Below are 23,286 nucleotides of genomic sequence, written 5' to 3'. Positions count from 1 at the left end.
GGAGGGGTGTCCTTCACCGCTGAGCTATGACGCCTACTCCTCCCCGTCCCCCAGCGCCTCCACCTCCAGCGGTTCCACGTCGCCCCCGGTAAACCTCTTGCTCAGCCAGCGGTCGAAGCGGGCGAGGCCCTCGGCCTGCCGGGCGTAGGCATTTTGCAGCAGGCGCAGCCGGGCGTGGATGGTCCGCAGCCGCTCGTCCGAGAGGGAAATATCGGCCCGGGTCCAGTCGCGGCGGTAGGTGCCGTCGAGCGTGTGGGTGGCGCGGCGCAGCGTGACCATGTCGCGCACCTCGTCCAGCGGTACGCCCAGGGCGCGCAGGTCCATCACGTCCCGCAGCAGCCGCAGCGCGTAAGGACCGTACAGGGCGCGCCCCGACGCCGTGACCTGATCCGGGGTCAGCAGACCCAGTTCGGCGTAGTGCATCACCGTGCGCCGCGTCACGCCCGCTTCCCGCGCGAGTTCGGCGGTCGTGTAGAAGGTGACGGGCGGGGAGGTCAAGGCGTTACCACCACCTTTCCGGTCACGCGGCGGTCCAGCAGGGCGCGCAGGGCCTCCGGAGTACGCTCCAGCGGGTAGCGTTCGCTGACCAGTGGTTTGATCGTGCCGTCCGCCACCCACGCCGCCAGCCGCGCCATGTTGTGGGCATTGGCGCGCGGGTCACGCCGGGCGAACTCCCCCCAGAACACGCCGACCAGCGAGGCCCCCTTGAGCAGCGGCAGGTTCAGCGGCAGCCGGGGAATCTCGCCGCCCGCAAAGCCCACCACCAGATACCGCCCCTCCCAGCCAATCGAGCGGAAAGCCGGTTCCGCGAGGTCGCCGCCCACCGGATCGAAGATCACGTCCGGTCCCTTCCCCCCCGTCAGGGCCTTGAGGCGTTCGCGCAGGTTCTCGGTGGCATAGTTCAGCGTCTCGTCCGCGCCGTGCTCGCGGCACAGCTTCAGCTTCTCCTCGCTACTCGCCGCCGCGATCACCCGCGCGCCCAGCGCCTTGCCGATCATCACCGCCGCCAGGCCCACGCCGCCCGCCGCGCCCAGGACCAACAGCGTCTCGCCTTCCTTGAGCTGCGCCCGGTCTACCAGGGCATGCATCGAGGTGCCGTAGGCCAGCGGCAGGCCCGCCGCCACATCGAACTCCAGATCGTCCGGCAGCGGCATCACGACGGAGGCGGGCGCGAGCAGCTTTTCCGCGAACGCGCCCGTCCCGGTAAAGGCCACCGCCCGCTGTCCGGGCCACAGGTGGGTCACGCCCTCGCCCACCGCCGAGATGACTCCGGCGGCCTCCGCGCCGGGGGTGAAAGGCAGGGGCGGCTTGACCTGATACTGCCCCAGCACCATCAGCGCGTCGGGGTAGTTCACACCCGCCGCCTGCACGTCCAGCACGACCTCGCCGGGGCCGGGCGTGGGGTCGGGGACGGTCTGGACGGTGAGGGTTTCGGGCTGGTCGAAAGCGGTGCAGATCAGGGCGCGCATGGGAAAACCTCCAGTGGGGCAGGGGAGAGGAAAGGTGGACTGTGGCCCCATCTTAACGCCCACGTTCAAAGTTGACGTGCGCGGACACTCTGGATAGGCTCACGGATAGTCCCACCTGTTTGGCCCCGCCCACCCCCGGAGGAAGAATGGTTCACGCCCACGAGTTGCTCCCGTTCATCCTGGCCGTTCTGACCCTGTTCGTCATTCCCGGCCCCGCCGTGATGCTGATTCTCACCCAGAGCCTCAGCCAGGGACGGGCAGCGGGGGTAGCGACGGCGGTCGGCCTGGCCCTCGGAGACGCCGTTCACGCGAGCGCGGCGGCCCTCGGCCTGACGGCGCTGCTGGCCTCCTCGGCCGCGCTGTTTGCGGCGGTCAAGTGGCTGGGGGTGCTGTACCTGCTGTTTCTCGCCGTGCAGGCGTGGCGGGACCGCACGCCGCTCGCGCTGCCTTATGCCACACCGAAAGCCAGCCGCAGCCCCGGCCGCAACGTGAGCAAGGCCGCCCTAACCGAAATTCTGAATCCCAAGACCGCCCTCTTCTTCCTGTCGTTCCTGCCGCAGTTCGTCCGCCCCGAGCAGGGCGCGGTGTTGCCCCAGATGCTGATTCTGGGCGGCGTCTTCGTGCTGCTCAGCCTGGTGTACTCGGCGGGCCTGGCCTTAGCGGCAGGCGGGCTGTCCGGCTGGCTGCGCTCGCGTCCCGCCGTCCTGCGCTGGCAGGGCAAGGTGGTTGCGGGCGTGTATGTCGCCCTCGGCCTGCGGCTGGCCCTGCAATCGCGCGACTGATTCCCCACCCTTCTCTCTGCAAGGAGACTCCCTGTATGGCCCCCTTCCTCTCCCGCCGTGACCTGCAATTCCAGCTCTACGAGGTGCTGGATACCGCCTCCCTGCCCCAGCGTCCCCGCTTCGCGGAGCATTCGCGCGAGGTCTACGACGACGTGCTGAACCTCGCCTACAACGTGGCCGACAAGTATTTCGCCAACCATGCCCGCGAGGCCGACCTGAACGAGCCGCACGTGGTAGACGGCAAGGTGAAGCTCGTGCCCGCCGCCGCCGAGGCGATGAAGGCCTTCCGCGAGGCGGGTTTTTTCAGCGCCCACCACGACGAGGAACTGGGTGGGCTGCAACTGCCCCACGTGGTCACGCAGGCGGCGCAGGCGCACTTCAAGGCCGCGAACATCGGGACCAGCAGTTATCCCTTCCTGACCATCGGGAACGCGAACCTGCAACGCGCCTTCGCCTCGCCGGAGCAGCAGCAGAAATACATGCTGCCCCTGTTGGAAGGCCGCTGGTTCGGCACGATGGCGCTCTCCGAGCCGCACGCGGGGTCCGGGCTGGCGGACATCACGACCACGGCCACGCCTAGGGAGGACGGCACCTACTCGATCACCGGCACCAAGATGTGGATTTCGGCAGGTGAACACGAACTGTCGGAAAACATCGTTCACCTCGTCCTGGCGCGAATTAAGGGCGCCCCGGCGGGCATCCGTGGCATCTCGCTCTTCATCGTGCCGCGCTACCGGGTGAACGAGGACGGCAGCCTCGGGGAGTCGAACAACGTCGTGCTGGCGGGACTGAACCACAAGATGGGCTACCGGGGCACCACCAACACGCTGCTGAACTTCGGGGAGGGCGGCGAGACGATTGGCGAACTGATCGGGGAGCCGGGCCGCGGCCTCCAGTACATGTTCCATATGATGAACGGGGCGCGCATCGGCGTCGGCATGGGCGCGGTGATGCTGGGCTACGCGGGCTACCTCGCCAGCCTGGAATACGCCCGTGAGCGGCGGCAGGGGCGGCACGCGAGCAACAAGGACGCGGCCAGTGAACCCGTCCGCATCATCGAACACGCGGACGTGCGGCGCCTGCTGCTGCGGCAGAAGAGCATCGTGGAAGGGGGCCTCGCGCTGGGCCTCTACGCCGCGCACCTGGAAGACGAGATCGAAACCGGCCCGGAAGAAGGCCGCGAGGACAACGCGCTGCTGCTCGACCTCCTCACGCCCATCGTGAAGAGCTGGCCCAGCAAGTACAGTCAGGAAGCCCTCAGCGACGCGATTCAGGTGATGGGTGGGGCCGGATACACCCGCGACGCGCCGGTGGAGATGTACTACCGCGACAACCGCCTCAACCCCATCCACGAGGGCACCGAGGGCATCCAGGGCAACGACCTGCTGGGCCGCAAGGTCACGCAGGCGGGCGGGCGCGGCCTGAAGGTGCTGCTCTCCCGGATTCAGGCCGACCTGAAGGCGTCGGGGGGGCTGGAAGGGCTGGACGAGATTCGCTCGGCCCTTGAGCAAGCTGTCGCCCAGAGCAGCGCGGCCCTGCAAAGTATCCTGACCAAAGCGCCCGACCTCGGACCCGACCTCTTCCTCGCCAACGCGAACAGTGCGCTGGAGATGCTGGGGCATACCGTCATCGGCTGGATGTGGCTCCGGCAGGCCATCGCGGCGGCCCGCGCCCTGCCGGAAGCGCGCGGCGACGACGCCGACTTCTACCGGGGCAAGTTGCAGGCGGCCCGCTTCTTCGCCACCCACGAACTGCCGAAGGTGAAGGCGCACGCGGAGCTGCTGGCGAGCGCGGACCGGACGACGTTTGAGATGCAGGATGCGTGGTTTTGATGGAGCGGTCAGCTTTCAGCGGTCAGCCGTCAGCAGCAGAAGGTTTCGGGCGGATCAACGTCGGGGGCCGGACGCTCGCCTATACCGAAGTTTCCCCGCCCTCTCCCCGCGCCAACGTCCTCTTCCTGGCCTGGCTGGGTGGCTCGCGGCTGGGGTGGCAGAGCGTGGTGGAGGCAGTGGGTGACGAATATCGCGTCTTCGCCCCCGACCACCGCGATACCGGGGATTCGGAGGCGTTCACCGACCCCTACCTGCTCGCGGACCTTGCGGACGATGCCGCCGACTTTCTCCGGGCGGTGAACGCCGCGCCCGCTTTCGTCGTGGGGCTGAGCATGGGTGGGATGGTCGCGCAACATCTTGCGTTGCGGCACCCGGAGCTGGTGCGCGGCCTGGTGCTGGTGTCCACCACACCGGGCGGTGCCGCCTCCACCCCGGCGACGGAACGCGGGCGGGCCGCCCTTTTCCTGCCCGCCGACATGGAAGCGCAGGAACGGGCGCGGCAGGCCCTCACGCTGATGACCCACCAGGGCTTCACGGAAGCGCACCCGGAGGCGCTGGACGAGGCTGCCGCACAGGCTGCCCGCCATCCCATGAGCGCCGAGAGCTTCAAGCGGCAGTTCCGGGCGATCCGGGTGCATGACGTGGCCGCCGACCTCGCCCGTATCACCGTGCCGACCCTGGTGCTGCATGGCGAGCAGGACGACCTGATTCCCCTGCCGAACGCCGAACGACTGGTGGCGGGGGTTCCGGACGCGGAGCTGCGGGTCTATCCCGGCACCGGGCACATGCCGCACCTCGAACGCCCAGCGGAGTTCCTGCGCGACCTGCGCGGGTTTCTGGAGGCGCACGCCTGAGCAAAATATCCGCTCACGTTCAAAATTGACGCGCACGTACATTTTCTTTATGGTGGAGCGGACATCCACAACCCACCGGGAGGCACCTCTATGGCACTCAAGGACCTGTTCGACCTGACCGGCAAGATCGCCCTCATCACCGGAGGCTCGCGCGGCCTCGGCCTGCAAATCGCGGAAGGGCTGGGCGAGTACGGCGCGACCGTCGTGCTGACGGCCCGCAAGCAGAACGAGCTGGACGAGGCGAGGGCCCATCTCTCGGGAATGGGCATCACCGCCCACGTCTACCAGAACGACCTCTCGCAATTCGACACGATTGAGCCGCTGGTCGAGCGCATCCACAATGAGGTCGGCCCGATTCACATCCTGGTCAACAACGCCGGAGCCACCTGGGGCGCACCTGCCGAGGAGCATCCCTTCGATGCCTGGCTCAAGGTGATCAACCTCAACGTGAACGCCATGTTCCTGCTGACGCAGGCGGTCGGGAGGCGCTGCATGATTCCCGCCCGGTCGGGCCGCGTCATCAACGTCGCCTCCGTCGCGGGCCTCAAGGGCAACAGCCCCCGCATGATGGGCACCCTCGCCTACAACACCTCCAAGGGTGCGGACGTGAACTTCACCCGCGCGCTCGCCGCCGAGTGGGCGAAGTACGGCATCACCGTGAACAGCATCTGCCCCGGCTACTTTCCCACCAAGATGACCAAGGGCACCCTCGCCTACGGTGAGGAGATCATCGTGAGCCACACGCCGCTGGGCCGTCTGGGTGGCCCCGAGGACCTCAAGGGCCTCGCGCTGCTGCTCGCCAGTGACGCCTCGGCATACATGACCGGGCAGAACATCGCGGTGGACGGCGGGGTGACGGCGATTTAGGGGTTAGGCGTTAGGGATGAGGTGTTAGGGGGGAGTGGATGACCAGACCGGTCCGTTGAGTTTTCCTTTTGCTCCTCCCCTTTGAGGGGGGAGGCTGGGACTGGTACAGCTCCGCAGGAGAGGGGGTGAACGGGCCTGGCGTCCAAGAAAAACAGTCCTTCAAACCCTTCTCGGCCTCTTCCTAACGCCTCATGCCTAACCCCTCCCGAAAGGAGCACCATGACCCAGACCTCCCTTGAAGACCTCCGCGTTCGCGTGGGCCAGGAAATCTCGCTGTCCGACTGGATAACCGTCACGCAGGAGATGGTGAACCAGTTCGCGGACGCGACCGGCGACCACCAGTTCATTCACGTGGATCCCGAGCGGGCCGCGCAGACACCCTTCGGCGGTCCCATCGCCCACGGCTTTCTGACGCTCTCGCTGCTGGCGGGGCGGTTCAGGACACAGGGCAGCTTTCCGCAACTGGAAGGGACGCGGATGGTGGTCAATTACGGCCTGAACCGCGTGCGCTTCATTACTCCCGTGCCGGTCGGGAGCCGTCTTCGCAACCGCGCCGTGCTGCTGAACGTCGAGGACGGCTCCGGCTACGCGCAGCTCACCGTCGCGAACACCATCGAGCTGGAGGGCGCCCCGAAGCCCGCCGCGACCGCCGAGACGCTGATGCGGGTGTACTTATGACGGCCCTGAACGGTGCCGAGGCCATCGCCTTCGCCCAGAGTGTGCTGGATTCGCAGCCCTTCAGCGTGCTCGTCGGGGCGCGGGTCGAGGCCATGTCGCCTGCGGGCGTGGTGGTGCGCGTGCCCTTCCGGCGCGACATCACGCAGCACCACGGCTTCGCGCACGGCGGTGTGCAGGCCGCACTCGCGGACATCGCCCTCACCTTCATGGGCGCGGCGGCGCTGGGGCCGAGCGTGCTGACCAGCGAGTTCAAGATCAACTTCGTGCGGCCCGGTGTGGGCGAGGCGCTGGTCGCGCGGGGGAGCATCATCAGTGCCGGGAAGCGGCAGGCCGTGACCCGCTGCGACATCTACGCCGTGCAGAACGGTGAGGAAAAGTTGGTTGCCACGGCCCTGGGCACCATCGTGACGGCGGACGTACCCCCGGCGGGAGGGGCATGACCGACTCGCCCACCGTCTACCTGCTCGAACGGGACGGCGTGCTGCTGGGGCGGATGCCCCTGCGGAGCGCCGAGACGTTCGCCATTCACTGCGACTTCCAGCCCACCGAAGCCTTCACTCCCTACCGCGCCCTCTTTGACGAGGATGCCCGGTTGGCCGCGGAAGTGGCAACGGACCCCGACCCGGACCTGCTGGCCCGCGCGGAGGCGGTGCTGGACCGGATCATGGCGCTGGGGTTCACGGTCCGGCGGGAAGGTGGCGGGATTTACCGCGACGTGTTGATCGGCATCGAGGGCGGCGCAGCCAGCTTTCGCCCCATGAGTCCGGAGGAGGAACCCCTATGACCCTGTTCGACGTTTCGCCGCGCACCCAGGACCTGCACGCGCGCCTCAGCAACTTCATGGACGAGTACATCTACCCCAACGAGGCCGAGTTCGCCCGCCAGGTGAATGAGGGGAACCGCTGGGAACACGTGGACCTGATCGAGGAACTCAAGCCCAAAGCGCGCGAGGAGGGCCTCTGGAACCTCTTCCTGCCGCCGGGCAGCGACCCCGCAGGCAAGTTCGGGCCGGGCCTCACCAACCTGGAATACGCGCCGCTGTGCGAGGTGATGGGCCGGGTGTGGTGGGCACCGGAAGTCTTCAACTGCAACGCGCCCGACACCGGCAATATGGAAGTGCTGGCCCGCTACGGCACGCCCGAACAGCAGGAGCAGTGGCTCATCCCCCTGCTGAACGGCGAGATTCGCTCCGCCTTCTCGATGACCGAGCCGGAGGTGGCGAGCAGCGACGCCACGAATATCGAGTCCAGCATCGTCCGCGACGGCGACGAATACGTGATCAACGGTCGCAAGTGGTGGACGAGCGGGGCGGGCGACCCCAGGTGCAAGATCAGCATTTTCATGGGCAAGACCGATCCGGGGGCGCCGCGCCACCTCCAGCAGTCCATGATCCTGATCCCGATGGACACGCCCGGCGCCAAGATCGAGCGCATGATGATGGTCTTCGGCTACGACGACGCCCCACACGGCCACGCCGAGATGACTTTCGAGAATGTCCGGGTGCCCGCCTCCAACATGCTGCTGGGTGAGGGCCGGGGCTTCGAGATCGCGCAGGGTCGCCTGGGACCGGGCCGCATCCACCACTGCATGCGCCTGATCGGCCAAGCCGAGCGCGCGCTGGAACTGATGGTGGAACGCAGCGGCCAGCGTGTCGCCTTCGGGAGGCCCCTGGCCGGGCATCAACACATCCGCGAACTGATCGCCCAGAGCCGCATGGAGATCGACCAGGCCCGGCTGCTGACCCTCCAGGCCGCGCACATGATGGACACGGTGGGCAACAAGGCCGCGCGTGGGCAGATCGCCGCCATCAAGGTGGTCGCGCCGAACGTCGCCCTGCGCGTGATCGACCGCGCCATTCAGGTCTTCGGCGGCGCGGGCGTCAGCCAGGACACGCCCCTCGCCAACATGTATGCCCAGGCCCGCACCCTGCGCCTCGCGGACGGCCCCGACATCGTCCACATCGAGACGGTGGCGAAGGAGGAGCTGCGGCGGCAGGGGGTGGACGTGCGGTCCAGGCGGGAGTGAAGTTATAACGGGGTTATAATCGGTTATGCAAAAGCGCCTCACCACCATCGGCAAATCCAGGGCGGTCATTCTCCCGAAGGAGCTGCTGGAACTGTACGGTTTCGGGGATGAGGTGGAGATTGTCCCCACCGAAGGCGGCCTGATTCTGCGCCCCGTCCGCAAGGGCCTGAACTTCGCGGAGGCCAAGGAGAAACTGTTCCGCGAGAAGGCTGACCTGCTTCAGCGCCTCAGCGACGCATGACGGTCTACCTGACTCCCGAACAGGTGCTGGAACTGCATGGCGAGGCCATTGCCGCCTTCGGGGGCACGTCCGGTATCCGGGACACGGGCGCCCTGGCCTCCGCGCTGGCCCAGCCCGCGATGGAGGCATTCGGGGTGGAGCTTTACCCGTCGCTTACGGAAAAAGCCGCCGCGTACCTCTTCTTCCTCGCCCGCAACCACGCCTTCGTGGACGGCAACAAGCGGACCGCCTACGCCGCCGCCTACGTGTTTCTGCTGCTGAACGGCGCGGAACTGACCGGCCCGGATGACGCCGTGTTCGACCTCGTCCTCCGCACGGCGCAGGGGCAGTTGCCCGACCCCCGGGCGGTTGCGGACGGGTTGGGGCCGCTCGTGACCGTGCAGAAACAGGGATACGCTGAAAGTAAGGAGGCGAGTAAGGAATGACGGAGCCTGCCGAAGAACGCATTTACTATGCGACCGTGACCAGCAAGGGGCAGATCACCCTCCCCAAGGAACTGCGCGAGGCCCTGCATCTGGAAGCGGGCAGCCGCGTCACCTTAGTGGCACGGGGGGAGACGGTGACGGTGAAACCGGAGAAACGCAGGCGCCGCGATTTTCGGGAGGCCATCGGCACCCTGACCCTGCCGGATGGGATGACCGCCGAGGAGTACGTCAGCGATATGCGGCATGATCCCGGCGACCGGGAAATCCTTCAGAGCGGACCGGGCGTCAAGGAAATCATCCGTGCCTCGGATCTCCTGAAATGACCCTGCCCGATGCCGAAGCCTGGCTTGACGATTTCGGGATCGAAGTGGACTGGACGCTGGGGCGTGCGGTGTGGCGACGGGTGGGTGAGGCGCATGCGCAGTACGTGGTCCGTCGCCGCAGGTCCGGTGGTGGGTTCCCCCGACGCATCGTCACGGATTACCTGATCGGCGCCCACGCCGAGGTGAACGGCCTGCCCCTCTTCACCCTCAATCCCGAGGACTACACCTCCTTTACGGAGCTGAGGGTGGTTATCCCCTGAAACAGGAGTGACCCTATGGAATTCCAGAACAAAGTCATCGTCGTCACCGGCGCCGCTTCCGGCATCGGCCTCGCGCTCGCCACGCGCTTCGTGCAGGAAGGCGCGACCGTGATCGCCTCTGACCGCAACGTGGAGGGGGGAGAGGCGCAGGCGGCACAGATCGGCGCGCGCTTTGTCCCGGCAGACGTGTCGCAGGAGGAAGGCGTCGCCAACCTGATCGCGGACGTGCTGCGCCAGGAGGGCCGCATTGACCTCTTCTGCTCGAACGCCGGGATCGCCGTGGGCGCAGGGCCGGAAACCGAGAACCGTGTCTGGGACCTGATCTACCGTGTGAACGTGCTGAGCCACGTCTGGGCCGCGCGGCACCTGCTCCCGCATTTTCTGGAACGCGGCGAGGGCTACTTCCTCAACACGGCTTCGGCGGCGGGTCTGCTGACCGAACTGCACTCCGCTCCCTACGCGGTCACCAAACACGGGGCACTGGCCTTCGCAGAGTGGCTGGCGATCACCTACGCCGACCGGGGCATCAAGGTGTCGGCCCTCTGCCCGGAAGGCGTCTGGACGCCGATGATCCAGAACGCGCCGATCCTCCAGCAGACGGCTATCACGACGGACGAACTGGTGGACGTGACCTTGCAGGCCCTGCGCGAGGAGAGGTTCCTGATCACCACGCACCCGACCACCCTGCCGGGCTTCCAGCTCAAGGCGCAGGATTACGGGACGTGGATCGGCAAGATGGCCCGGCTGCGTGGCAAGGCGATGGCGCTCCTGGAGGGCCAGCAGGCGGCCTTCCCGTCCAGCGAGGCCCCCCGCACCGAGGGCCATTCATGACCCGCCCCGATACCGCCCCCGTTCGTCCCGGCGAGGAATTGCCCCTCCCGGCTCTGCGTGACGCGCTGCGCGGGAAGGTGGAAGGCGACGTGGACGCCCTCACCGTCGAGCAGTTCCCCGGCGGCTTCTCCAACCTGACCTACCTCGTGCGGCTGGGGGAGGGGGAAGGCGCCCGCGAGTACGTCCTGCGCCGCGCTCCCCTTGGCCCGGTGGCGGCGAAGGCCCACGACATGCCGCGCGAGTACCGGCTGCTGGAACGGGTCCATCCGGTGCTGCCCGTCGCGCCCGAACCCGTGCTGCTGGTCGAAGACGCCTCGGTGATCGGTGCCCCCTTCTACCTGATGGAACGGCGGCGCGGCACGGTGGTGCGGACCAAGCTCCCCCCGGAATATGCCTCTCTGCCTGATGCTCCCCGTCAACTCTCGGAGGCGCTGGCCGATACTCTCGCGGACCTGCACGCCGTCGACATCGACGCGGCGGGCCTGCGCGACCTCGGCAAGCCGGAAGGCTTCAACACCCGGCAGGTGGAAGGCTGGGCGTCGAGATGGCGCCGCGCCCGGACGGACGACCTGCCCCCGCCGGGCGAACTGCACGACGAGGACGTGATCGCCTGGCTGCTGGCCCACACGCCGACCGAATCCGCCCATACCCTCGTCCACAACGACTTCAAGCTCGATAACCTGATGCTCGATCCGGCGGACCCCTCACATGTGGTGGCCCTGCTCGACTGGGAGATGACCACCGTGGGTGATCCCCTGGTGGACCTGGGCCTCACCCTCACCTACTGGACGATGCCCGAACAGCCGGGCCGGGAGGTCAGCCACGTGGGGGCGAATGCTCCGGGATTCCTGAGCCGCGAGGAATTCCTTGAGCGGTATGCACAGCGCAGCGGGCGGGACGTGTCGAACGTGGCGTGGTACGAGGTGCTGGGCCACTTCAAGCTGGCGGTGATCGTGCAGCAGATTTACGCCCGTTACCGCGCCGGGCAGACCAAAGACCCCCGCTTCGCGCCGCTGGGCCAGCAGGCGCAGTGGCTGATCGGGGAGGCGTGGCGGCGAATTCAGGCCGAGGCCGCATGAGCCAACTGATCCTCGTCCGTCACGGTCAGGCCACCCCCTTCGAGGCCGATACCGACCGCCTCTCCCCACTGGGCGAAGCGCAGGCCCGGGCGGTGGGGGCGTATCTGGCCGAGGCCGGATTGGAGCCGACCGACGTGATCTGCGGCTCGCTCGTCCGGCAGCGTGAGAGCGCCCGGCTCGCGGCGGAGGCGGCGGGTGGGGGTTGGCCCGCACCCCGGATCGACTCCCGCCTCGCGGAATACGACGGCGACGGCCTGACCCGCGTCCTCGCGCCGTTGCTGGCCGCGCGTGACCCCGAATTCGGCGCCCTGGTCCGCACCTATGAACGGGAGCGGCAGGGCACCGAGCGCAACCGCCACCTTCAGCGGATGCTCGAACCCCTCACCGCCGCCTACCTGCGCGGCGAGCTGACCCACGCGGAAGTGGAATCCTGGGCCGACTTCCGCGCCCGTATCCACGCCTTCCTGCACGAGTTGTTGACCGGCCCCTCCGGGCGCACAGTGCTGGCCTTCACGTCCGGTGGCGTGATCGGTGTGACCGTGGCCGCCGTGCTACGTGCCCCCGATGCCTCGGCCCTCACGCTGAACTGGCGCGTCAAGAATGGCAGCCTCACCCGCCTGACCTACGGCGGCGGGCGCTCCAGCCTCGACAGCTTCAACGAAACCGCTCACCTGCCAGGAGAACTCTCGTCCTGGCGCTAAAGGAGAACCTATGCCCCTCGACCCCCACCTGAAAGAAGTCCTGCTCCAGATGGCCGCCGCCCCCCAGCCGAACGGCCTGGAGGAGATGCGCGCCGCCGTGATCGCCAACTCGGCCCGGATGCCCAGGCGTGAGGTGACCATCGCCGGGACACGCGACCTCACCATTCCCGGCCCGGCCGGAGGGCTGCCCGCCCGGCTGTACACGCCGGAAGGGGAGGGGCCGCACCCGCTGACCGTCTATTTCCACGGCGGCGGCTTTGTGGCCTATTCCATCGAGACGCATGACAGCGTGTGCCGCGAGCTGTGCGCGGTGGCGAACACTGCCGTCCTGAGCGTGGACTACCGCCTCGCCCCCGAACACCGCTTCCCGGCGGGCGTGGATGACGCCTACGCCGCGCTGGTCTGGGCCGCCGCACATGGGGAAGAACTGGGGGCGGACACTTCGCGCCTGGCAGTGGCCGGGGACAGCGCGGGGGCCAGCCTGTCCATCGCCTGCACCCTGCGCGCCCGCGACGAGGACGGCCCCCGCATCCGCGCGCAACTGCTGATCTACCCCGCCGCCGACTTCGTGAACGTGGAACGCTATCCCAGCCGCCGCGAGAACGCCGAGGGGTACTTCCTGACCGAAGAGCGCATGAAGTTCTTCGGCCAGATGTACCTCGCGGACCCCACGCACGCGGCACACCCGCACGTCTCCCCGCTGCACGCCGCCGACCTCCGGGGCCTGCCGCCCGCCCTGGTGCTGACCGCCGAGTTCGACCCGCTGCGTGACGAGGGCGTTGCCTATGCTGAGGCGCTGAACGCGGCGGGGGGCCGCGCCACGCATCAGCCCGGCCCCGGCATGATTCACGGCTTTGCGAATATGACCGCGCTTTCGCCCGCCGCTGCCGCGCTGCTGGATCAGGCGGCGGCGTGGCTGAAGGCGGAGCTGGCGTAGGCGCTCCCCGCGCGGGGTGGAGGGCGAGCGGTCCCTCCACTCCGTATGGGTTGGGCAATCGGGAAGCAGGGTCAGACGCCCGACGGGCGAGCCGCGCCGAAGGCACAGGGCTTGCCGCTGGGGAACCCTGATAACCTAACCCGTGCTGCCTGTAAGAAGGGCGCATAGAGCCAACGTGAACCCGCCGTAGAGTCCACGTAACAGGCAGCAGCGGCGTTCGCAACAGAGGCTCTCTGCGGATGCTACACAGGCGGATACTGGAACGTACATCCGCCTGATTCTTTCACCTGCAATCGCCCGCCTCTGTCGAGGCGGGCAGTTTTGCTTCCCTGTTAACGCAGCGGGTGAATATCAAAGGCCCTGAAGTGACTCCATAATTCGCTGGGCGACCCCTTGGTCGTTTGTACTTCTGGGTGACTTATCGAGATACGCGATGATGGCTGCCCGATTCCCGTTCTTATAAATGGTTGCCAGATAACTGGCTGGGGCTGCTCCTGTTAGGCTGATGCTCGCCTGCGAAAAGGGGACCGCTCTTTTATTGGTGAAGTACACTTCATCAATAGTGCCTCTACCTCCGCTCCTGGTTTGCTGCTGTACGACTCCCTCAAGGAATCCCATTGTAAAATTGATTAATTGGTTTAGCGGTGATTCTGTCAATTGTCCATCGGGGCTGTTGTCTTGCTCTTGGGTAATTGGGGAGAGTAAGGTAACGTTGAACTCCCCTTCCAGCCCCGGCCCGAACACATTAAACACAGTAACATTGGAGCTGACGGGTGTACGCTTGACCAGGTAGCCTTGGGGAAGCATTAAGCTAAGACCGGTGCCGTTCAGTGGCTGCTTCACTGTAAGTTGGACCTGTTGGGAAGTGCTCGTGCTCTGTGCGAAGCCAAGAGGCATACCGCTGAACAGGAGTGTCGTCAGCGCCTTTGATTTTCTAAGGATCATAATCTGATCTAACATGCGCTGCCGGGTGCCGTATGAGCAGTAGTTGATGTGTTGCTGACATTCGGGGGGCTTGGGAAAGTTGAGCGCCTACGTCCCACTGAGATTCTGGACGGCCTGAACGCCCGGTGAGGAGGTGTTCTCCTCCATTCGCGGGAGCGGCACCTTCAGTTCGGCCAGCAGGGGCAGGAGCGGGGCGGGCAGCGGCCAGGCGGCCTGGGCGGTCAGGGCGCCGTGCAGCGGGGCGAAGAAACCCCGCACCTCGGCGTTGGCTCCGGGATGGGTCAGGGCCAGGTCCAGCAGGGCACGCGCCTCGCCGGGGCGGCCGTCGCGGGCCAGCAGGTCGGCCAGGCCGCCCAGGGCCTCCGCGAGCACCGAGGGCGCGTCGCACTGGGCGGCGAGGCGCGCGCCCTCGGTGTGCGAGGCCCGGGCCTCGGCCTGTTCCCCGAGGCGGGCCAGCGCGTGCCCGAGGTTCACCAGGGCGTTGGCGATTTCCCAGCCGCTGCCCGCGTCCTGGGCCTGGCGCAGCACGCGGCGGCTCAGGCGCACGCTGAGGCCGTACTCGCCGCGCAGCAGCGCCACCCAGGCCAGCCCGGTGAGGTTCAGCGTCTGGCCCGCTAACCCGCCGTAGCTCTCGTGCAGCGCCAGGGCCTGATTGAAGAGTTCGCTCGCCCGGGAGAGGTCGCGGGCCTCGGTGGCGACCATCGCGGCCGTGTTGAGCAGCTCGGCGTGGAGCTGGGGTTGCCCCAGGTCCTCCGCCTGGCGCAGCGCCTCCTGCACGTGGGTCTGCGCGGCGGCGAGGTCGCCCAGATAGACCGCGCTGCGGGCTAGGCCGCCCAGCGCCCGCACGCACAGGAGCGGGGCGCCGAGCGCCTGTGCCTGCGCCCCGGCGGACACGAACAGCGCGTGGGCCTGCGCGTAGGCGCTGCGGCGGTGCAGGATGCGCGCCCGGGTCAGCAGGGAACGGGTGAGCAGTTCGCCGTCCCCCAGAAGTTCGGCGCTGGCGTGGGCCTCCGCGACCGTCCGCTGCGCCTCCCCGTTCTGCCCGAGGTGTTGCAGGGTGATGGCCAGCGCCAGTTGCAGATCGGCCGTCAGCCGGGTGGGGGCGCCGGACAGGGCGTGGAGGGCGGTTTGCAGGTCCTCGCGCGCGTCGTACAGGTACGTGCGCGCCAGGCGGTAGGGCGTGACGCCCAGCAGCAACCGGATCAGCGCCGGGCCGGGCGGTGCCGGGGACCGCAGATGCCCCGCCAACAGGGCCCGCAGCACCGGATACTGCGTGTCGAGGTGCAGGAACCACGCCGCGCTCTCGGGCGGGTGGGCGGTCAGTGTGGCCTGGGCGCGCGCCAGGGCGCGTTCCTCCGCGGAGCGGCGCGCACCCGGATACCGCCGCAGGTGCGTCTGCCCCCGGCGCAGCAGCGTGTCCGGCAGGCGGTACAGGCCGCCGCCGACCGGTTGCAGCAGGTGGTGGTCGAGCAGCGCCGACAGCAGGAAGGGGGAGGCTTCCGACACATGTTCGGCCCAGGGCAGGTCGAAGGGACCGGCAAAGGTGCTCAGCGCCGCCAGCACCCGCCGCTCCGTTGCCCCCAGTTCCGGCCAGGGGGCGCCGCCCGCCCGCCGCCCCGGTCCCCCGCGCCGCAGGTGCGCCACCGCCCCGCTGAGGCCGAAGGTCCGCACCAGCGGGAGCAGGACTTCCAGCGTGCCCGGCTCCCCCCCCACCTCACCGGTCAGCCGGTCCAGGGCCGCGGCGTCCTTTGGCCCACCGGGAACCTGTTCGGCCAGGGTCGCGGCGACGGTAGAGTCGGGGAGCGGCGCGAGGGGCAGCACGGCCTCCCCGTGCAGGCCCAGCGGAGCGGCGGCGGTCACGATCACGCGGGTGGACGGGCTGCGGGCCAGCAGCGTTTCCAGGGTCGCGGCGGGCAGCGTGTAGGGCTCCGGCGCGTCGAGCAGCAGCAGCGTGGGCCGCCGCTCCAGCAGCCGTCCCACGGCGTGCAGGTCGGCCGGGGCGACCGCTGTGCCGACCAGCGCCTCCGCGATCCGGGCCAGGGTCAGGTCCGGGCTCCGCACGCCGCTCAGGGCCACCTCGTACGCGCCGCCCGCCAAGGTGGGGCGCACCTCGCAGAGCAGTTGCTGGGCCAGGCGGGTCTTGCCGCGCCCCGACGGCCCGGTGACGGTCAGCAGCGCGTGGTCGCGCAGCAGGAGCGCCGCTTCCCGCAGCTCCGCCGCGCGGCCGTACAGGTAGGGCAGCCGGGGCGGTGTGCCCTGCGGCACGTGCCGGGAAACCGCCAGCTCCCAGTCCTCGGGGGGCGCCTGGGTGAGGGCCCGGACCGGCTGGCGGCGCAGGCGGGCTTCCAGCAGCAGCGCCGACAGCCAGGGGGACAGCCGGGCGGGCAGGCCCTCGGTGCGGCGGGCCAGCCAGGCGTGGGCCTCCTCACCCAGCGCCTCCCCGGCCTGCGCCTCGGCCAGCGCCGCGACGGCGGGGTCCGTCAGGGGCGAGAGGAGCAGCGTGGTCTGGCCCGCCGGGACCGCCTGCCCGTGGGTTTGCCCGAGGATCACGGCCTGGGCGCGGTCCAGCAGCCCGCCCAGGTCCGCGCGGGTGTGGGGGTCCAGGTGATCCGGGTTGTCCAGCAGCACGGCCAGCGGTCCTCCCGGCTGCACCTGCGCGGCGAGGGCCGCTGGCGGCGCCTCCTGCGGGACGGTGTTCAGCGTGGCTGTCGCCCAGGCGCCGTGCTGTCGCCGGGCCCGGGCCGCGTCGCCCTGGACCCGCAGGGTCTGGTAGCCCAGGCTCTGCGCGATCAGGTCCAGTTCGTACAAAAAGGCGCTCAGGCCGCTGCCGGGCGGGGCCTGCACCACCAGGCGCCCGGCGTGCAGGCGGGCGGCTTGCAAGAAGGCCACCGCCTGCGCCCTGGCCCCGTCACGTTCCAGCAGGCGGTGCTGCGGCCCGTGCCCCTGGCCGGGCCGTCCGGGGGCCGCGTCCTCCTGCACCACCCGGCCCCGGCCGCCGCGTTTGGCGGTGTACAGCCGGGCGTCCGCCTGTGCGAACAGCGCCTGCGGGTCACGGGTGAGTGGGCCGAGGTCCGCCACGCCCATGCTGACCCGCAGGGCACGGTCCGGCCGGGCGGCCAGCGCCGCCAGCAGCGTCTGGCCCCAGGCCGCGAGCGCGGCGCAGGGCACGTCGGCCAGCACCGCGAACTCGTCCCCGCTCAGGCGGTAGGCCTGCCAGCCGGGGCGCAGGTGCGCGCGCAGGGTGGCCGCCAGTGCCCGCAACGCCTCGTCGCCCGCGAGGTGCCCGAAGGTATCGTTGATCAGCTTCAGGTGGTCGAGGTCACACAGCAGCAGCGCGCAGTCGCCCGGCGCCGCGGCCCGCTCCGCCAGGTCCACCTGGAAGGCCGCCCGGGTATGCAGGCGTGTCAGGTCGTCCCGGGGCGCAGACCGCTCCATGCTTCCCATTGTGACAAGCGGACCCGTCTCCTGCCACAGCATTCCGGGCAGTCGCAGGGGGGGCCTCTTGGGGGAGGGCGGGGCGCGGGCCGGATGCGGCTCAGCTTTCCGCTTTCCCCTCGCCGGGCGGCTGCGCGCGGGCCAGGGCAACGTCCAGACCGCCACGCACGAACGCGCCGACCGCAGCGCCGAGTTCGTCGCTGGCGGGCAGGTCGCCGTGCAGGGCGGCCAGCGCGGCGGCTTCCAGCGTCAGGATCACCAGCCGCAGCAGGTGCGGGTGCCGCTCGGCGTTGGGGGGAAGGGCGGCACCCAGCCGCGTTTCCAGGCCTTGCAGAAAAGTGCAGCGGTGGGCGCGGAAGATCGGACCGCCGCCGCTGTGCAGCAGCAGCAGCAGTTCGCGTTCGTGCAGCAGCTCGCGGGTCAGCCGCGCGAAGTCCTGCGGGGTGCCGCTGGCCAGGTGCGGGAGCAGCGGCGCGATGCGCTCCCATAGCGCCGCCAGCCGCGCGTCCAGCAGCGCCGCGAGCATCTCGCCCGTGGACGTGAAGTAGCTGTAGATGGTGGGCCGCGAGGTGCCCAGCCGGGCGGCCAGGTCCGGCATCGCGACACCCTCGAAGCCGCGTTCGATAAACAGCGCCTCGGCGGCGTCCAGAATCTGCGCGCGGCGATCCGGTGACGCGAGACGTTTGGGAGGGGCGGAAACGGTCATGAAGACAGCCTAGCATACTCTTGACATCCTGTCACTTGACAATTTGTTAGGAAGAGGAGCACACTTCTGGCATGACTGCCCCCTCCCTCCCCGATCCCCCTTCCCCCGGGACCTCCCGCTCGCGGCACCGTCTGGGGGAGGACCTGCGGGTCCTGGCCCCGGCGGAGCGCCATCTGTGGCGGCATCCGCTGATGTGGCTGGGCACGCTCGCCATCACGGCGGTGCCGGTGCTGTACGCCACGATCTACCTGGGGAGCGTCTGGGACCCCTACGGCAACCTCCAGCGCCTGCCGGTGGCCGTCGTCAATCTGGACCAGGGCACCACCCGGGATGGGCGGCAGGTCAACGTGGGGCGCGACGCGCTGGCCGAACTCCGCAAGGACCCCCCCGTGAACCTGATCCCCTACCGCACCGAGGCGGAGGCGCAGGCGGCCGTGCGGGCGGGCCAGGTGTACTTTGCCCTCACCTTCCCCCCCGAGTTCAGCCGCAAGGCCGTGAACGGCGAGAGCAGCGGCCACGGCCTGCTGCACCTCTACACCGCCGAGGGCACCAGCTTCTTCGCCAGCCGGGTGGGCGAGAATGTCGCCAAGACCATCGCCGCCGACCTCAACGCCAGTCTGGGCACCAACCGCTGGGAGGTGGTGCAGACCCGCCTGAAGGACGTGCAGCAGGGCTACCGTGATCTCCGAACCGCCGTGGGCCGCCTGCGCGACGGGGCCGCCAGAGTGGACGAGGGCGCGGGCCGTCTCGCCTCGGGGGCGACCACGCTGGCGGACGGCACCCGGCAGGTGGCGAGCGGCGCGCAGGCGCTCCACCAGGGGGCGGAGAACCTCTCCGGCGGCGTGAACCGTCTCACGGCGGGCAGCGCGAAGCTGGCGGGCGGGCTGCGCCAACTGGAAGCCGCCGCGCCCGGCCGCGAGGAACTGGCGCCGCTCCGCAGCGGGGCCGCCCGGCTGGCGCAGGGCAGCACGGATCTGGCGCAGGGGCTGGGTCAGCTCGGAACGGGGGCGGGGCAGCTCAGCACGGGTGCGGGGAGCCTGGCGGCTGGGGCCAAGCGGCTGGGTACGGGCACCGTCCAACTCGCCGCCCAGGCCCCGCAGCTTGCCAGCGGCCTCACCCAGCTTCAGAAAGGGGCCACGCAGCTTTCCGCCGGGGCCGGTCGTCTCGCCGCCGGGGCCACGCAACTGGACACCGGCACCGGGCAACTGGTCACCCAGGCGCCGCAACTCGCCAGCGGCCTGACCCAGCTCCAGAAGGGCGCGGCCCAGCTCTCCACCGGCGCCGCCAGCCTCGCGGACGGGGCGACCCGCGCGAATGCCGGGGCCACTCAACTCGCCGCGCAGGCTCCGCAGCTCGTGGGCGGCCTGCAAGACCTCGGGAAAGGGGCCGCGCAGCTTTCCGGCGGGGCCGCCGAACTGGCCGCCGGTGCCCAGGCCGCCGCCCCCGGGACGCCGCTGGCGCAGGGGGCACAGAAGCTGCAAGGCGGCGCGGCGACGCTGGCCCAGGGCATCGGAACCGCCGCGCAGGGAGCCGGGCGGCTGGCGGCGGGAAGCCAGCAACTGGCTAGCGGGACGACCTCGCTCCAAAAGGGGGCCCAGGACCTCCAGGCCGGAGCCGCCACCCTGGCCACCCGCACCGGTGAGGCGGCCCAGGGGGCACAGCGCCTCGTGGCCGGAAGTCAGCAGCTCGCCAGCGGGGCGACCTCGCTCCAGAAGGGGACCCAGGACCTCCAGACGGGAGCCGCGACCCTCGCTGCGCGCACGGGTGAAGCCGCGACGGGCGCGCAGAAGCTCGCGGCCGGGAGCCAGCAGCTCGCCAGCGGAACGGCCCAGCTTCAGAAGGGCGCGCGGGACCTCCAGAGCGGAGCCGCCACCCTCGCGGCCCGCACCGGGGAGGCCGCGCGGGGTGCCCGGCGGCTTCAGACCGGGGCCAGGGACCTCCAGGCCGGGGTGAACCGGCTGGCGAACGGCAACGAGCAGCTCAAGGGGGCGCTGGGTCAGATCACCGCCCAGTTGCCTGCCCAAAAGGACCTCGACGCGCTCGGGAACGGGGCGACCACCCTAGCAACCCGCAGCGGCGACCTGGCGGGCGGCGCGGCCCGCGTGCAGAACGGGGCGCGGGACCTGGCGGGCGGGGCGGCGGACCTCAAGGGCGGGACGGCGCAGCTCCGTCACGGCCTGAACGAACTGTATACCCGCATTCCCGCCTCCACCGAACAGCTCGGCGGCGACCCGGGCGGCCTCGCCCAGAGCGTGCAGGTGCAGGAGACGAAGACGGCCGCCGTCGCCAACAACGGCAGCGCGCTCGCCCCCTACTTCATGGCGCTGGCCCTGTGGGTCGGCGTGACCCTCACCACTTTCCTGTTTCCGTACAACACGCTGGAGGAACGGGGGCGCGGGACCCGCCCGCTGGCCCGCGTGCTGCGCAAGGCCGCCGTGCCCGCCCTGGTCGTGACCGCGCAGGCGCTGCTGGTGGTGCTGGGGGTGCATTTGCTGGGTGTGGACTACGGCAACCTGGGCGGCGTGCTGCTGACCAGCGTGGCGAGCAGCCTCACCTTCCTGGCGGTGGTGCTGGCGCTGGTGACCCTGCTGGGCAGTGCCGGGCGGCTGCTGGCGCTGATCCTGCTGATCCTGCAACTCGCGGCCAGCGGGGGCACCTACCCGGTCGAACTCTCCGGTTCGTTCTTCCAGTGGCTCAACCCCCTGATTCCGATTGCCGACACGGTGAGGGCGCTCCGTGCCACCATCTTCGGCTCCTACGAGGGTGTCTACGCCCCGCAGCTCTGGCGGCTCGCGGCCACCTTCGGGATCGCCTTCCTGCTCGCCCTGCTGGGCCGCCGCTGGCTGTTCGTGCCCGAGGGCCGGTTGCGGCCCGCGATCCTGAGTGACGGACAGCAGTAAAGACCACAGGGGAGAGGCGGGGCCGCGTGACTGGCCCCGCCTCTCCCGCCTTTCTGGCTACTGTTGCCCGCTCATCTCCGCGCGGGCCTGCTCCTGAAGGGGCCGCCAGGCGACCTTGCCGGTCGCGCCGCGCGGCAGGCTCTCCACGAACACGTAGTCGCGCGGCACCTTGTAGGTGGCCATCTGCGTTCTGGCCCAGGCCTGGATGTCCTCGCCGGTCGCCTGCTGGCCGGGCTTCAGCACGATCAGGGCGCGGGCGCGTTCGCCGGTGCGCTCGTCGGGCACGGCGATCACGCAGGCTTCCTGCACGGCGGGGTGGGCGTGCAGCGTGTTCTCGACCTCGGCGGGCCAGACCTTCATGCCCGACACGTTCACCATGCGCTTGAGGCGGTCGGTGAAGAAGAAGTACCCCTCCTCGTCCATGTAGCCCAGGTCGCCGGTGCGGAAGAACCGCTTGCCACCGAGGTCCATAAAGGCTTCCTCGGTCGCCTCGGGGCGGTTCCAGTAGCCCTGCATCACCTGCGGGCCGTGAATCACGATCTCCCCGACGCCGCCGGGCGGCAGTTCCTCGCCCGTGTCGAGGTCCACCACCCGCGCGTCCACGTCGAAGAGCGGAATGCCCAGGCACTGGAGCTTGGGGCGGCCTCTGGGATTGGAGTGCGTCTGCGCCATCGTCTCCGTCAGGCCGTACCCCTCACAGAAGGTGATCCCGGTCTGGTCGAGCAGTTGCTGCCCGATGGCCGCCGGGAGGGACGCCCCGCCGCCCGTCACGGAGCGCAGGCTGCGGAGGTCGGAGGGGTCGAAGTGCGGCGACGCCATCAGGTCAATGACCATCGTGGCGGTGTTGGTCCAGAGGGTCACGCCCTGGTTGCGGATCAGCTCGCGCGCCGCGTCCCGGTCCCAGCGGGCCATGATCACGACCTTCCCGCCGCCGTTGATGGGCGCGAGCAGGCTGTTCACGAAGCCGGTCACGTGGAAGAAGGGCAGGCTGGCCAGGAACACGTCCTCCACGGTGCCGTCCACCCAGGCCCCCGCGCCGAACACGTTGGCCTGCACGCTGCCGTGGGTGTGGACCGCCCCCTTGGGCCTGCCGGTGGTGCCGCTGGTGTAGGGCATCACCGCCAGGTCATCCGGGCCGACCTCGGCGGCGGGAGCGGGATCGGCCTTCAGGGCCTCTTCCAGCGTCACGTCACCCGGTTGCAGCTCCGGGTTCACGTCCAGCCCCTCGGGGAGCGGGATGTCCGCCCGCGCGGCGCCCGTCCCCCGCATGATATTCGCCACCACCGCGTGTTCGAGGCCGCCCTCCTTGGCCCGCCCGTACAGCTCGGCCCCGACCACGCCGACACGGATACCCGCGTCCTGAAGGAAGTAGGCCAGCTCGCGCGCCTGCAACATCGGCGCGAGCGGCACGACCACCGCGCCCAGTTGCCAGGCAGCGTGGGCGGCGATGGCCCAGGCGGGGCTGTTCTGCATCCAGACGGCGATCCGGTCGCCCTTGCGCACGCCCTGCGCGGCCAGGTGCCCGCTCAAACGCTCGGCCTGCTCCCGCAGCTCGCGGTAGCTCAGCTCGCGGCCGTAGAACCAGAGGGCGGTCTTGTCGGGGTAGCGTTCGGCAGTCACGCGCAGGTTGTGCATCAGGCCGGTGCGCGGCAGCGTGAGGTGACGCGGCTTCCCGGCAGGCCAGTAGTGACCGGCGCTGGGGGTGGCTGGAGCTGCGGGGCGGGGCGGGCTGGAGTGGGCATCGTGCGTCATGGGTGCCTCCGGAAGAGCGGGAGCTTACAGGCGTGCCGTCCGCGTGGATGACGCGGAGGCCGGAAACCCGGGTGAGGTGTGGCCAGAGTCTAGGACAAAGCCGCGACCCGCGCACTTCCCGTTACTCGTCACGTGACGAGCAGCCGGAGGCGGGGTGCTAGCTTGACGGCCAAAGCACCGCTCCATTCCTTGTCCCCGGAGGTTCATCGTGTCCACGCTCCCCGACCACGAAACGCTCTTCACC

General features: G+C 69.6%; 24 protein-coding genes (1 of these 24 cut by a window edge). 18 read left to right on the top strand and 6 right to left on the bottom strand.

Annotation, left to right across the window (positions count from 1 at the left end):
- Positions 1-33 precede the first annotated feature (33 nt).
- Positions 34-498, bottom strand: coding sequence for a MerR family transcriptional regulator (locus E5F05_RS03370; protein WP_138223630.1), 465 nt, complete (start codon positions 496-498; stop codon positions 34-36).
- Positions 495-1,469 (bottom strand): NADPH:quinone oxidoreductase family protein, encoded by a 975-nt coding sequence (locus E5F05_RS03365; protein ID WP_138223629.1) that lies wholly within the window; start codon positions 1,467-1,469, stop codon positions 495-497. The genes E5F05_RS03370 and E5F05_RS03365 overlap by 4 nt, the downstream gene beginning before the upstream one ends.
- 146 nt (positions 1,470-1,615) lie before the next feature.
- Between E5F05_RS03365 and E5F05_RS03360 the strand changes: the two genes are divergently transcribed.
- The 16 genes from E5F05_RS03360 (at position 1,616) to E5F05_RS03285 (ending at position 13,304) form a co-directional block, all read left to right on the top strand.
- The gene (locus E5F05_RS03360; RefSeq protein WP_138223628.1) at positions 1,616-2,251 is read left to right on the top strand and encodes a LysE family translocator; all 636 of its coding nucleotides are present in this window, start codon (positions 1,616-1,618) and stop codon (positions 2,249-2,251) included.
- 35 nt (positions 2,252-2,286) lie between these two features.
- Complete coding sequence (locus tag E5F05_RS03355; RefSeq protein ID WP_138223627.1) at positions 2,287-4,083, top strand: acyl-CoA dehydrogenase; 1,797 nt, start codon at positions 2,287-2,289, stop codon at positions 4,081-4,083.
- On the top strand, positions 4,083-4,937 hold the full coding sequence (locus E5F05_RS03350) for an alpha/beta fold hydrolase (RefSeq protein ID WP_138223626.1): 855 nt from the start codon (positions 4,083-4,085) through the stop codon (positions 4,935-4,937). Before E5F05_RS03355 ends, E5F05_RS03350 begins: the two co-directional genes overlap by 1 nt.
- A 90-nt stretch (positions 4,938-5,027) precedes the next feature.
- A complete protein-coding gene (locus tag E5F05_RS03345; protein WP_138223625.1) occupies positions 5,028-5,804 on the top strand; it encodes an SDR family oxidoreductase in 777 nt (258 codons plus the stop codon).
- 219 nt (positions 5,805-6,023) lie between these two features.
- Positions 6,024-6,482 (top strand): MaoC family dehydratase, encoded by a 459-nt coding sequence (locus tag E5F05_RS03340; protein ID WP_138223624.1) that lies wholly within the window; start codon positions 6,024-6,026, stop codon positions 6,480-6,482.
- The gene (locus E5F05_RS03335) at positions 6,479-6,922 is read left to right on the top strand and encodes a PaaI family thioesterase (protein WP_129117495.1); all 444 of its coding nucleotides are present in this window, start codon (positions 6,479-6,481) and stop codon (positions 6,920-6,922) included. Before E5F05_RS03340 ends, E5F05_RS03335 begins: the two co-directional genes overlap by 4 nt.
- Positions 6,919-7,266, top strand: coding sequence for a hypothetical protein (locus tag E5F05_RS03330; protein ID WP_138223623.1), 348 nt, complete (start codon positions 6,919-6,921; stop codon positions 7,264-7,266). The genes E5F05_RS03335 and E5F05_RS03330 overlap by 4 nt, the downstream gene beginning before the upstream one ends.
- Positions 7,263-8,507, top strand: coding sequence for an acyl-CoA dehydrogenase family protein (locus E5F05_RS03325; RefSeq protein WP_138223622.1), 1,245 nt, complete (start codon positions 7,263-7,265; stop codon positions 8,505-8,507). The genes E5F05_RS03330 and E5F05_RS03325 overlap by 4 nt, the downstream gene beginning before the upstream one ends.
- Positions 8,508-8,532: 25 nt before the next feature.
- On the top strand, positions 8,533-8,748 hold the full coding sequence (locus E5F05_RS03320; RefSeq protein ID WP_138223621.1) for an AbrB/MazE/SpoVT family DNA-binding domain-containing protein: 216 nt from the start codon (positions 8,533-8,535) through the stop codon (positions 8,746-8,748).
- The gene (locus E5F05_RS03315) at positions 8,745-9,173 is read left to right on the top strand and encodes a type II toxin-antitoxin system death-on-curing family toxin (protein ID WP_138223620.1); all 429 of its coding nucleotides are present in this window, start codon (positions 8,745-8,747) and stop codon (positions 9,171-9,173) included. The genes E5F05_RS03320 and E5F05_RS03315 overlap by 4 nt, the downstream gene beginning before the upstream one ends.
- A complete protein-coding gene (locus E5F05_RS03310; protein ID WP_138223619.1) occupies positions 9,170-9,496 on the top strand; it encodes an AbrB/MazE/SpoVT family DNA-binding domain-containing protein in 327 nt (108 codons plus the stop codon). The genes E5F05_RS03315 and E5F05_RS03310 overlap by 4 nt, the downstream gene beginning before the upstream one ends.
- On the top strand, positions 9,493-9,756 hold the full coding sequence (locus E5F05_RS03305) for a type II toxin-antitoxin system VapC family toxin (protein WP_138223618.1): 264 nt from the start codon (positions 9,493-9,495) through the stop codon (positions 9,754-9,756). The genes E5F05_RS03310 and E5F05_RS03305 overlap by 4 nt, the downstream gene beginning before the upstream one ends.
- A 15-nt stretch (positions 9,757-9,771) precedes the next feature.
- Positions 9,772-10,587, top strand: a complete 816-nt coding sequence (locus E5F05_RS03300; RefSeq protein WP_138223617.1) for an SDR family NAD(P)-dependent oxidoreductase — start codon at positions 9,772-9,774, stop codon at positions 10,585-10,587.
- A complete protein-coding gene (locus tag E5F05_RS03295) occupies positions 10,584-11,666 on the top strand; it encodes a phosphotransferase family protein (RefSeq protein ID WP_138223616.1) in 1,083 nt (360 codons plus the stop codon). The genes E5F05_RS03300 and E5F05_RS03295 overlap by 4 nt, the downstream gene beginning before the upstream one ends.
- Positions 11,663-12,367, top strand: a complete 705-nt coding sequence (locus tag E5F05_RS03290) for a histidine phosphatase family protein (RefSeq protein WP_138223615.1) — start codon at positions 11,663-11,665, stop codon at positions 12,365-12,367. Before E5F05_RS03295 ends, E5F05_RS03290 begins: the two co-directional genes overlap by 4 nt.
- Before the next feature lie 10 nt (positions 12,368-12,377).
- On the top strand, positions 12,378-13,304 hold the full coding sequence (locus E5F05_RS03285; protein WP_138223614.1) for an alpha/beta hydrolase: 927 nt from the start codon (positions 12,378-12,380) through the stop codon (positions 13,302-13,304).
- A 351-nt stretch (positions 13,305-13,655) separates the two neighbouring features.
- Here E5F05_RS03285 and E5F05_RS03280 read toward each other — a convergent pair whose 3' ends face one another.
- From E5F05_RS03280 to E5F05_RS03270, 3 genes are all read right to left on the bottom strand, one after another.
- Positions 13,656-14,264 carry a hypothetical protein gene (locus E5F05_RS03280; RefSeq protein ID WP_138223613.1) on the bottom strand — a complete coding sequence of 203 codons (609 nt, stop codon included), beginning with the start codon at positions 14,262-14,264 and terminating at the stop codon, positions 13,656-13,658.
- Positions 14,265-14,336: 72 nt separating this feature from the next.
- Positions 14,337-17,684, bottom strand: a complete 3,348-nt coding sequence (locus E5F05_RS03275) for a diguanylate cyclase domain-containing protein (RefSeq protein ID WP_171029478.1) — start codon at positions 17,682-17,684, stop codon at positions 14,337-14,339.
- 100 nt (positions 17,685-17,784) lie between these two features.
- Positions 17,785-18,390: a helix-turn-helix domain-containing protein gene (locus E5F05_RS03270; protein ID WP_138223611.1), complete on the bottom strand. Its 606-nt coding sequence runs from the start codon at positions 18,388-18,390 to the stop codon at positions 17,785-17,787.
- A 71-nt stretch (positions 18,391-18,461) separates the two neighbouring features.
- On the opposite strand from E5F05_RS03270, the gene E5F05_RS03265 reads away from it, so the two are divergent.
- Positions 18,462-21,290, top strand: coding sequence for a YhgE/Pip domain-containing protein (locus E5F05_RS03265; RefSeq protein ID WP_138223610.1), 2,829 nt, complete (start codon positions 18,462-18,464; stop codon positions 21,288-21,290).
- A gap of 57 nt (positions 21,291-21,347) precedes the next feature.
- Here E5F05_RS03265 and E5F05_RS03260 read toward each other — a convergent pair whose 3' ends face one another.
- Positions 21,348-23,042, bottom strand: a complete 1,695-nt coding sequence (locus E5F05_RS03260) for a long-chain fatty acid--CoA ligase (RefSeq protein ID WP_138223609.1) — start codon at positions 23,040-23,042, stop codon at positions 21,348-21,350.
- Positions 23,043-23,250: 208 nt separating this feature from the next.
- Between E5F05_RS03260 and E5F05_RS03255 the strand changes: the two genes are divergently transcribed.
- On the top strand, positions 23,251-23,286 hold the start of the coding sequence (locus E5F05_RS03255; protein ID WP_138223608.1) for a hydroxyacid-oxoacid transhydrogenase. It continues 1,245 nt past the right edge of the window; 36 of the gene's 1,281 nt are visible here — the first part of the coding sequence; its start codon is at positions 23,251-23,253; its stop codon lies off the right edge, out of view.

The organism is Deinococcus metallilatus, assembly GCF_004758605.1.
GTDB classification, from domain to species: Bacteria; Deinococcota; Deinococci; order Deinococcales; family Deinococcaceae; genus Deinococcus; species Deinococcus metallilatus.
Note: the sequence above shows the minus strand (reverse complement) of the source record. Positions and strands in the feature narration are given on the sequence as shown.

Bases quoted from the DNA above. Each gene is read 5' to 3' on its own strand.
- E5F05_RS03365 (WP_138223629.1), bottom strand. From the start codon at position 1,469: ATGCGCGCCCTGATCTGCACCGCTTTCGACCAGCCCGAAACCCTCACC.
- E5F05_RS03360 (WP_138223628.1), top strand. From the start codon at position 1,616: ATGGTTCACGCCCACGAGTTGCTCCCGTTCATCCTGGCCGTTCTGACC.
- E5F05_RS03355 (WP_138223627.1), top strand. From the start codon at position 2,287: ATGGCCCCCTTCCTCTCCCGCCGTGACCTGCAATTCCAGCTCTACGAG.
- E5F05_RS03350 (WP_138223626.1), top strand. From the start codon at position 4,083: ATGGAGCGGTCAGCTTTCAGCGGTCAGCCGTCAGCAGCAGAAGGTTTC.
- E5F05_RS03345 (WP_138223625.1), top strand. From the start codon at position 5,028: ATGGCACTCAAGGACCTGTTCGACCTGACCGGCAAGATCGCCCTCATC.
- E5F05_RS03340 (WP_138223624.1), top strand. From the start codon at position 6,024: ATGACCCAGACCTCCCTTGAAGACCTCCGCGTTCGCGTGGGCCAGGAA.
- E5F05_RS03335 (WP_129117495.1), top strand. From the start codon at position 6,479: ATGACGGCCCTGAACGGTGCCGAGGCCATCGCCTTCGCCCAGAGTGTG.
- E5F05_RS03330 (WP_138223623.1), top strand. From the start codon at position 6,919: ATGACCGACTCGCCCACCGTCTACCTGCTCGAACGGGACGGCGTGCTG.
- E5F05_RS03325 (WP_138223622.1), top strand. From the start codon at position 7,263: ATGACCCTGTTCGACGTTTCGCCGCGCACCCAGGACCTGCACGCGCGC.
- E5F05_RS03320 (WP_138223621.1), top strand. From the start codon at position 8,533: ATGCAAAAGCGCCTCACCACCATCGGCAAATCCAGGGCGGTCATTCTC.
- E5F05_RS03315 (WP_138223620.1), top strand. From the start codon at position 8,745: ATGACGGTCTACCTGACTCCCGAACAGGTGCTGGAACTGCATGGCGAG.
- E5F05_RS03310 (WP_138223619.1), top strand. From the start codon at position 9,170: ATGACGGAGCCTGCCGAAGAACGCATTTACTATGCGACCGTGACCAGC.
- E5F05_RS03305 (WP_138223618.1), top strand. From the start codon at position 9,493: ATGACCCTGCCCGATGCCGAAGCCTGGCTTGACGATTTCGGGATCGAA.
- E5F05_RS03300 (WP_138223617.1), top strand. From the start codon at position 9,772: ATGGAATTCCAGAACAAAGTCATCGTCGTCACCGGCGCCGCTTCCGGC.
- E5F05_RS03295 (WP_138223616.1), top strand. From the start codon at position 10,584: ATGACCCGCCCCGATACCGCCCCCGTTCGTCCCGGCGAGGAATTGCCC.
- E5F05_RS03290 (WP_138223615.1), top strand. From the start codon at position 11,663: ATGAGCCAACTGATCCTCGTCCGTCACGGTCAGGCCACCCCCTTCGAG.
- E5F05_RS03285 (WP_138223614.1), top strand. From the start codon at position 12,378: ATGCCCCTCGACCCCCACCTGAAAGAAGTCCTGCTCCAGATGGCCGCC.
- E5F05_RS03280 (WP_138223613.1), bottom strand. From the start codon at position 14,264: ATGTTAGATCAGATTATGATCCTTAGAAAATCAAAGGCGCTGACGACA.
- E5F05_RS03275 (WP_171029478.1), bottom strand. From the start codon at position 17,684: ATGGAGCGGTCTGCGCCCCGGGACGACCTGACACGCCTGCATACCCGG.
- E5F05_RS03270 (WP_138223611.1), bottom strand. From the start codon at position 18,390: ATGACCGTTTCCGCCCCTCCCAAACGTCTCGCGTCACCGGATCGCCGC.
- E5F05_RS03265 (WP_138223610.1), top strand. From the start codon at position 18,462: ATGACTGCCCCCTCCCTCCCCGATCCCCCTTCCCCCGGGACCTCCCGC.
- E5F05_RS03260 (WP_138223609.1), bottom strand. From the start codon at position 23,042: ATGACGCACGATGCCCACTCCAGCCCGCCCCGCCCCGCAGCTCCAGCC.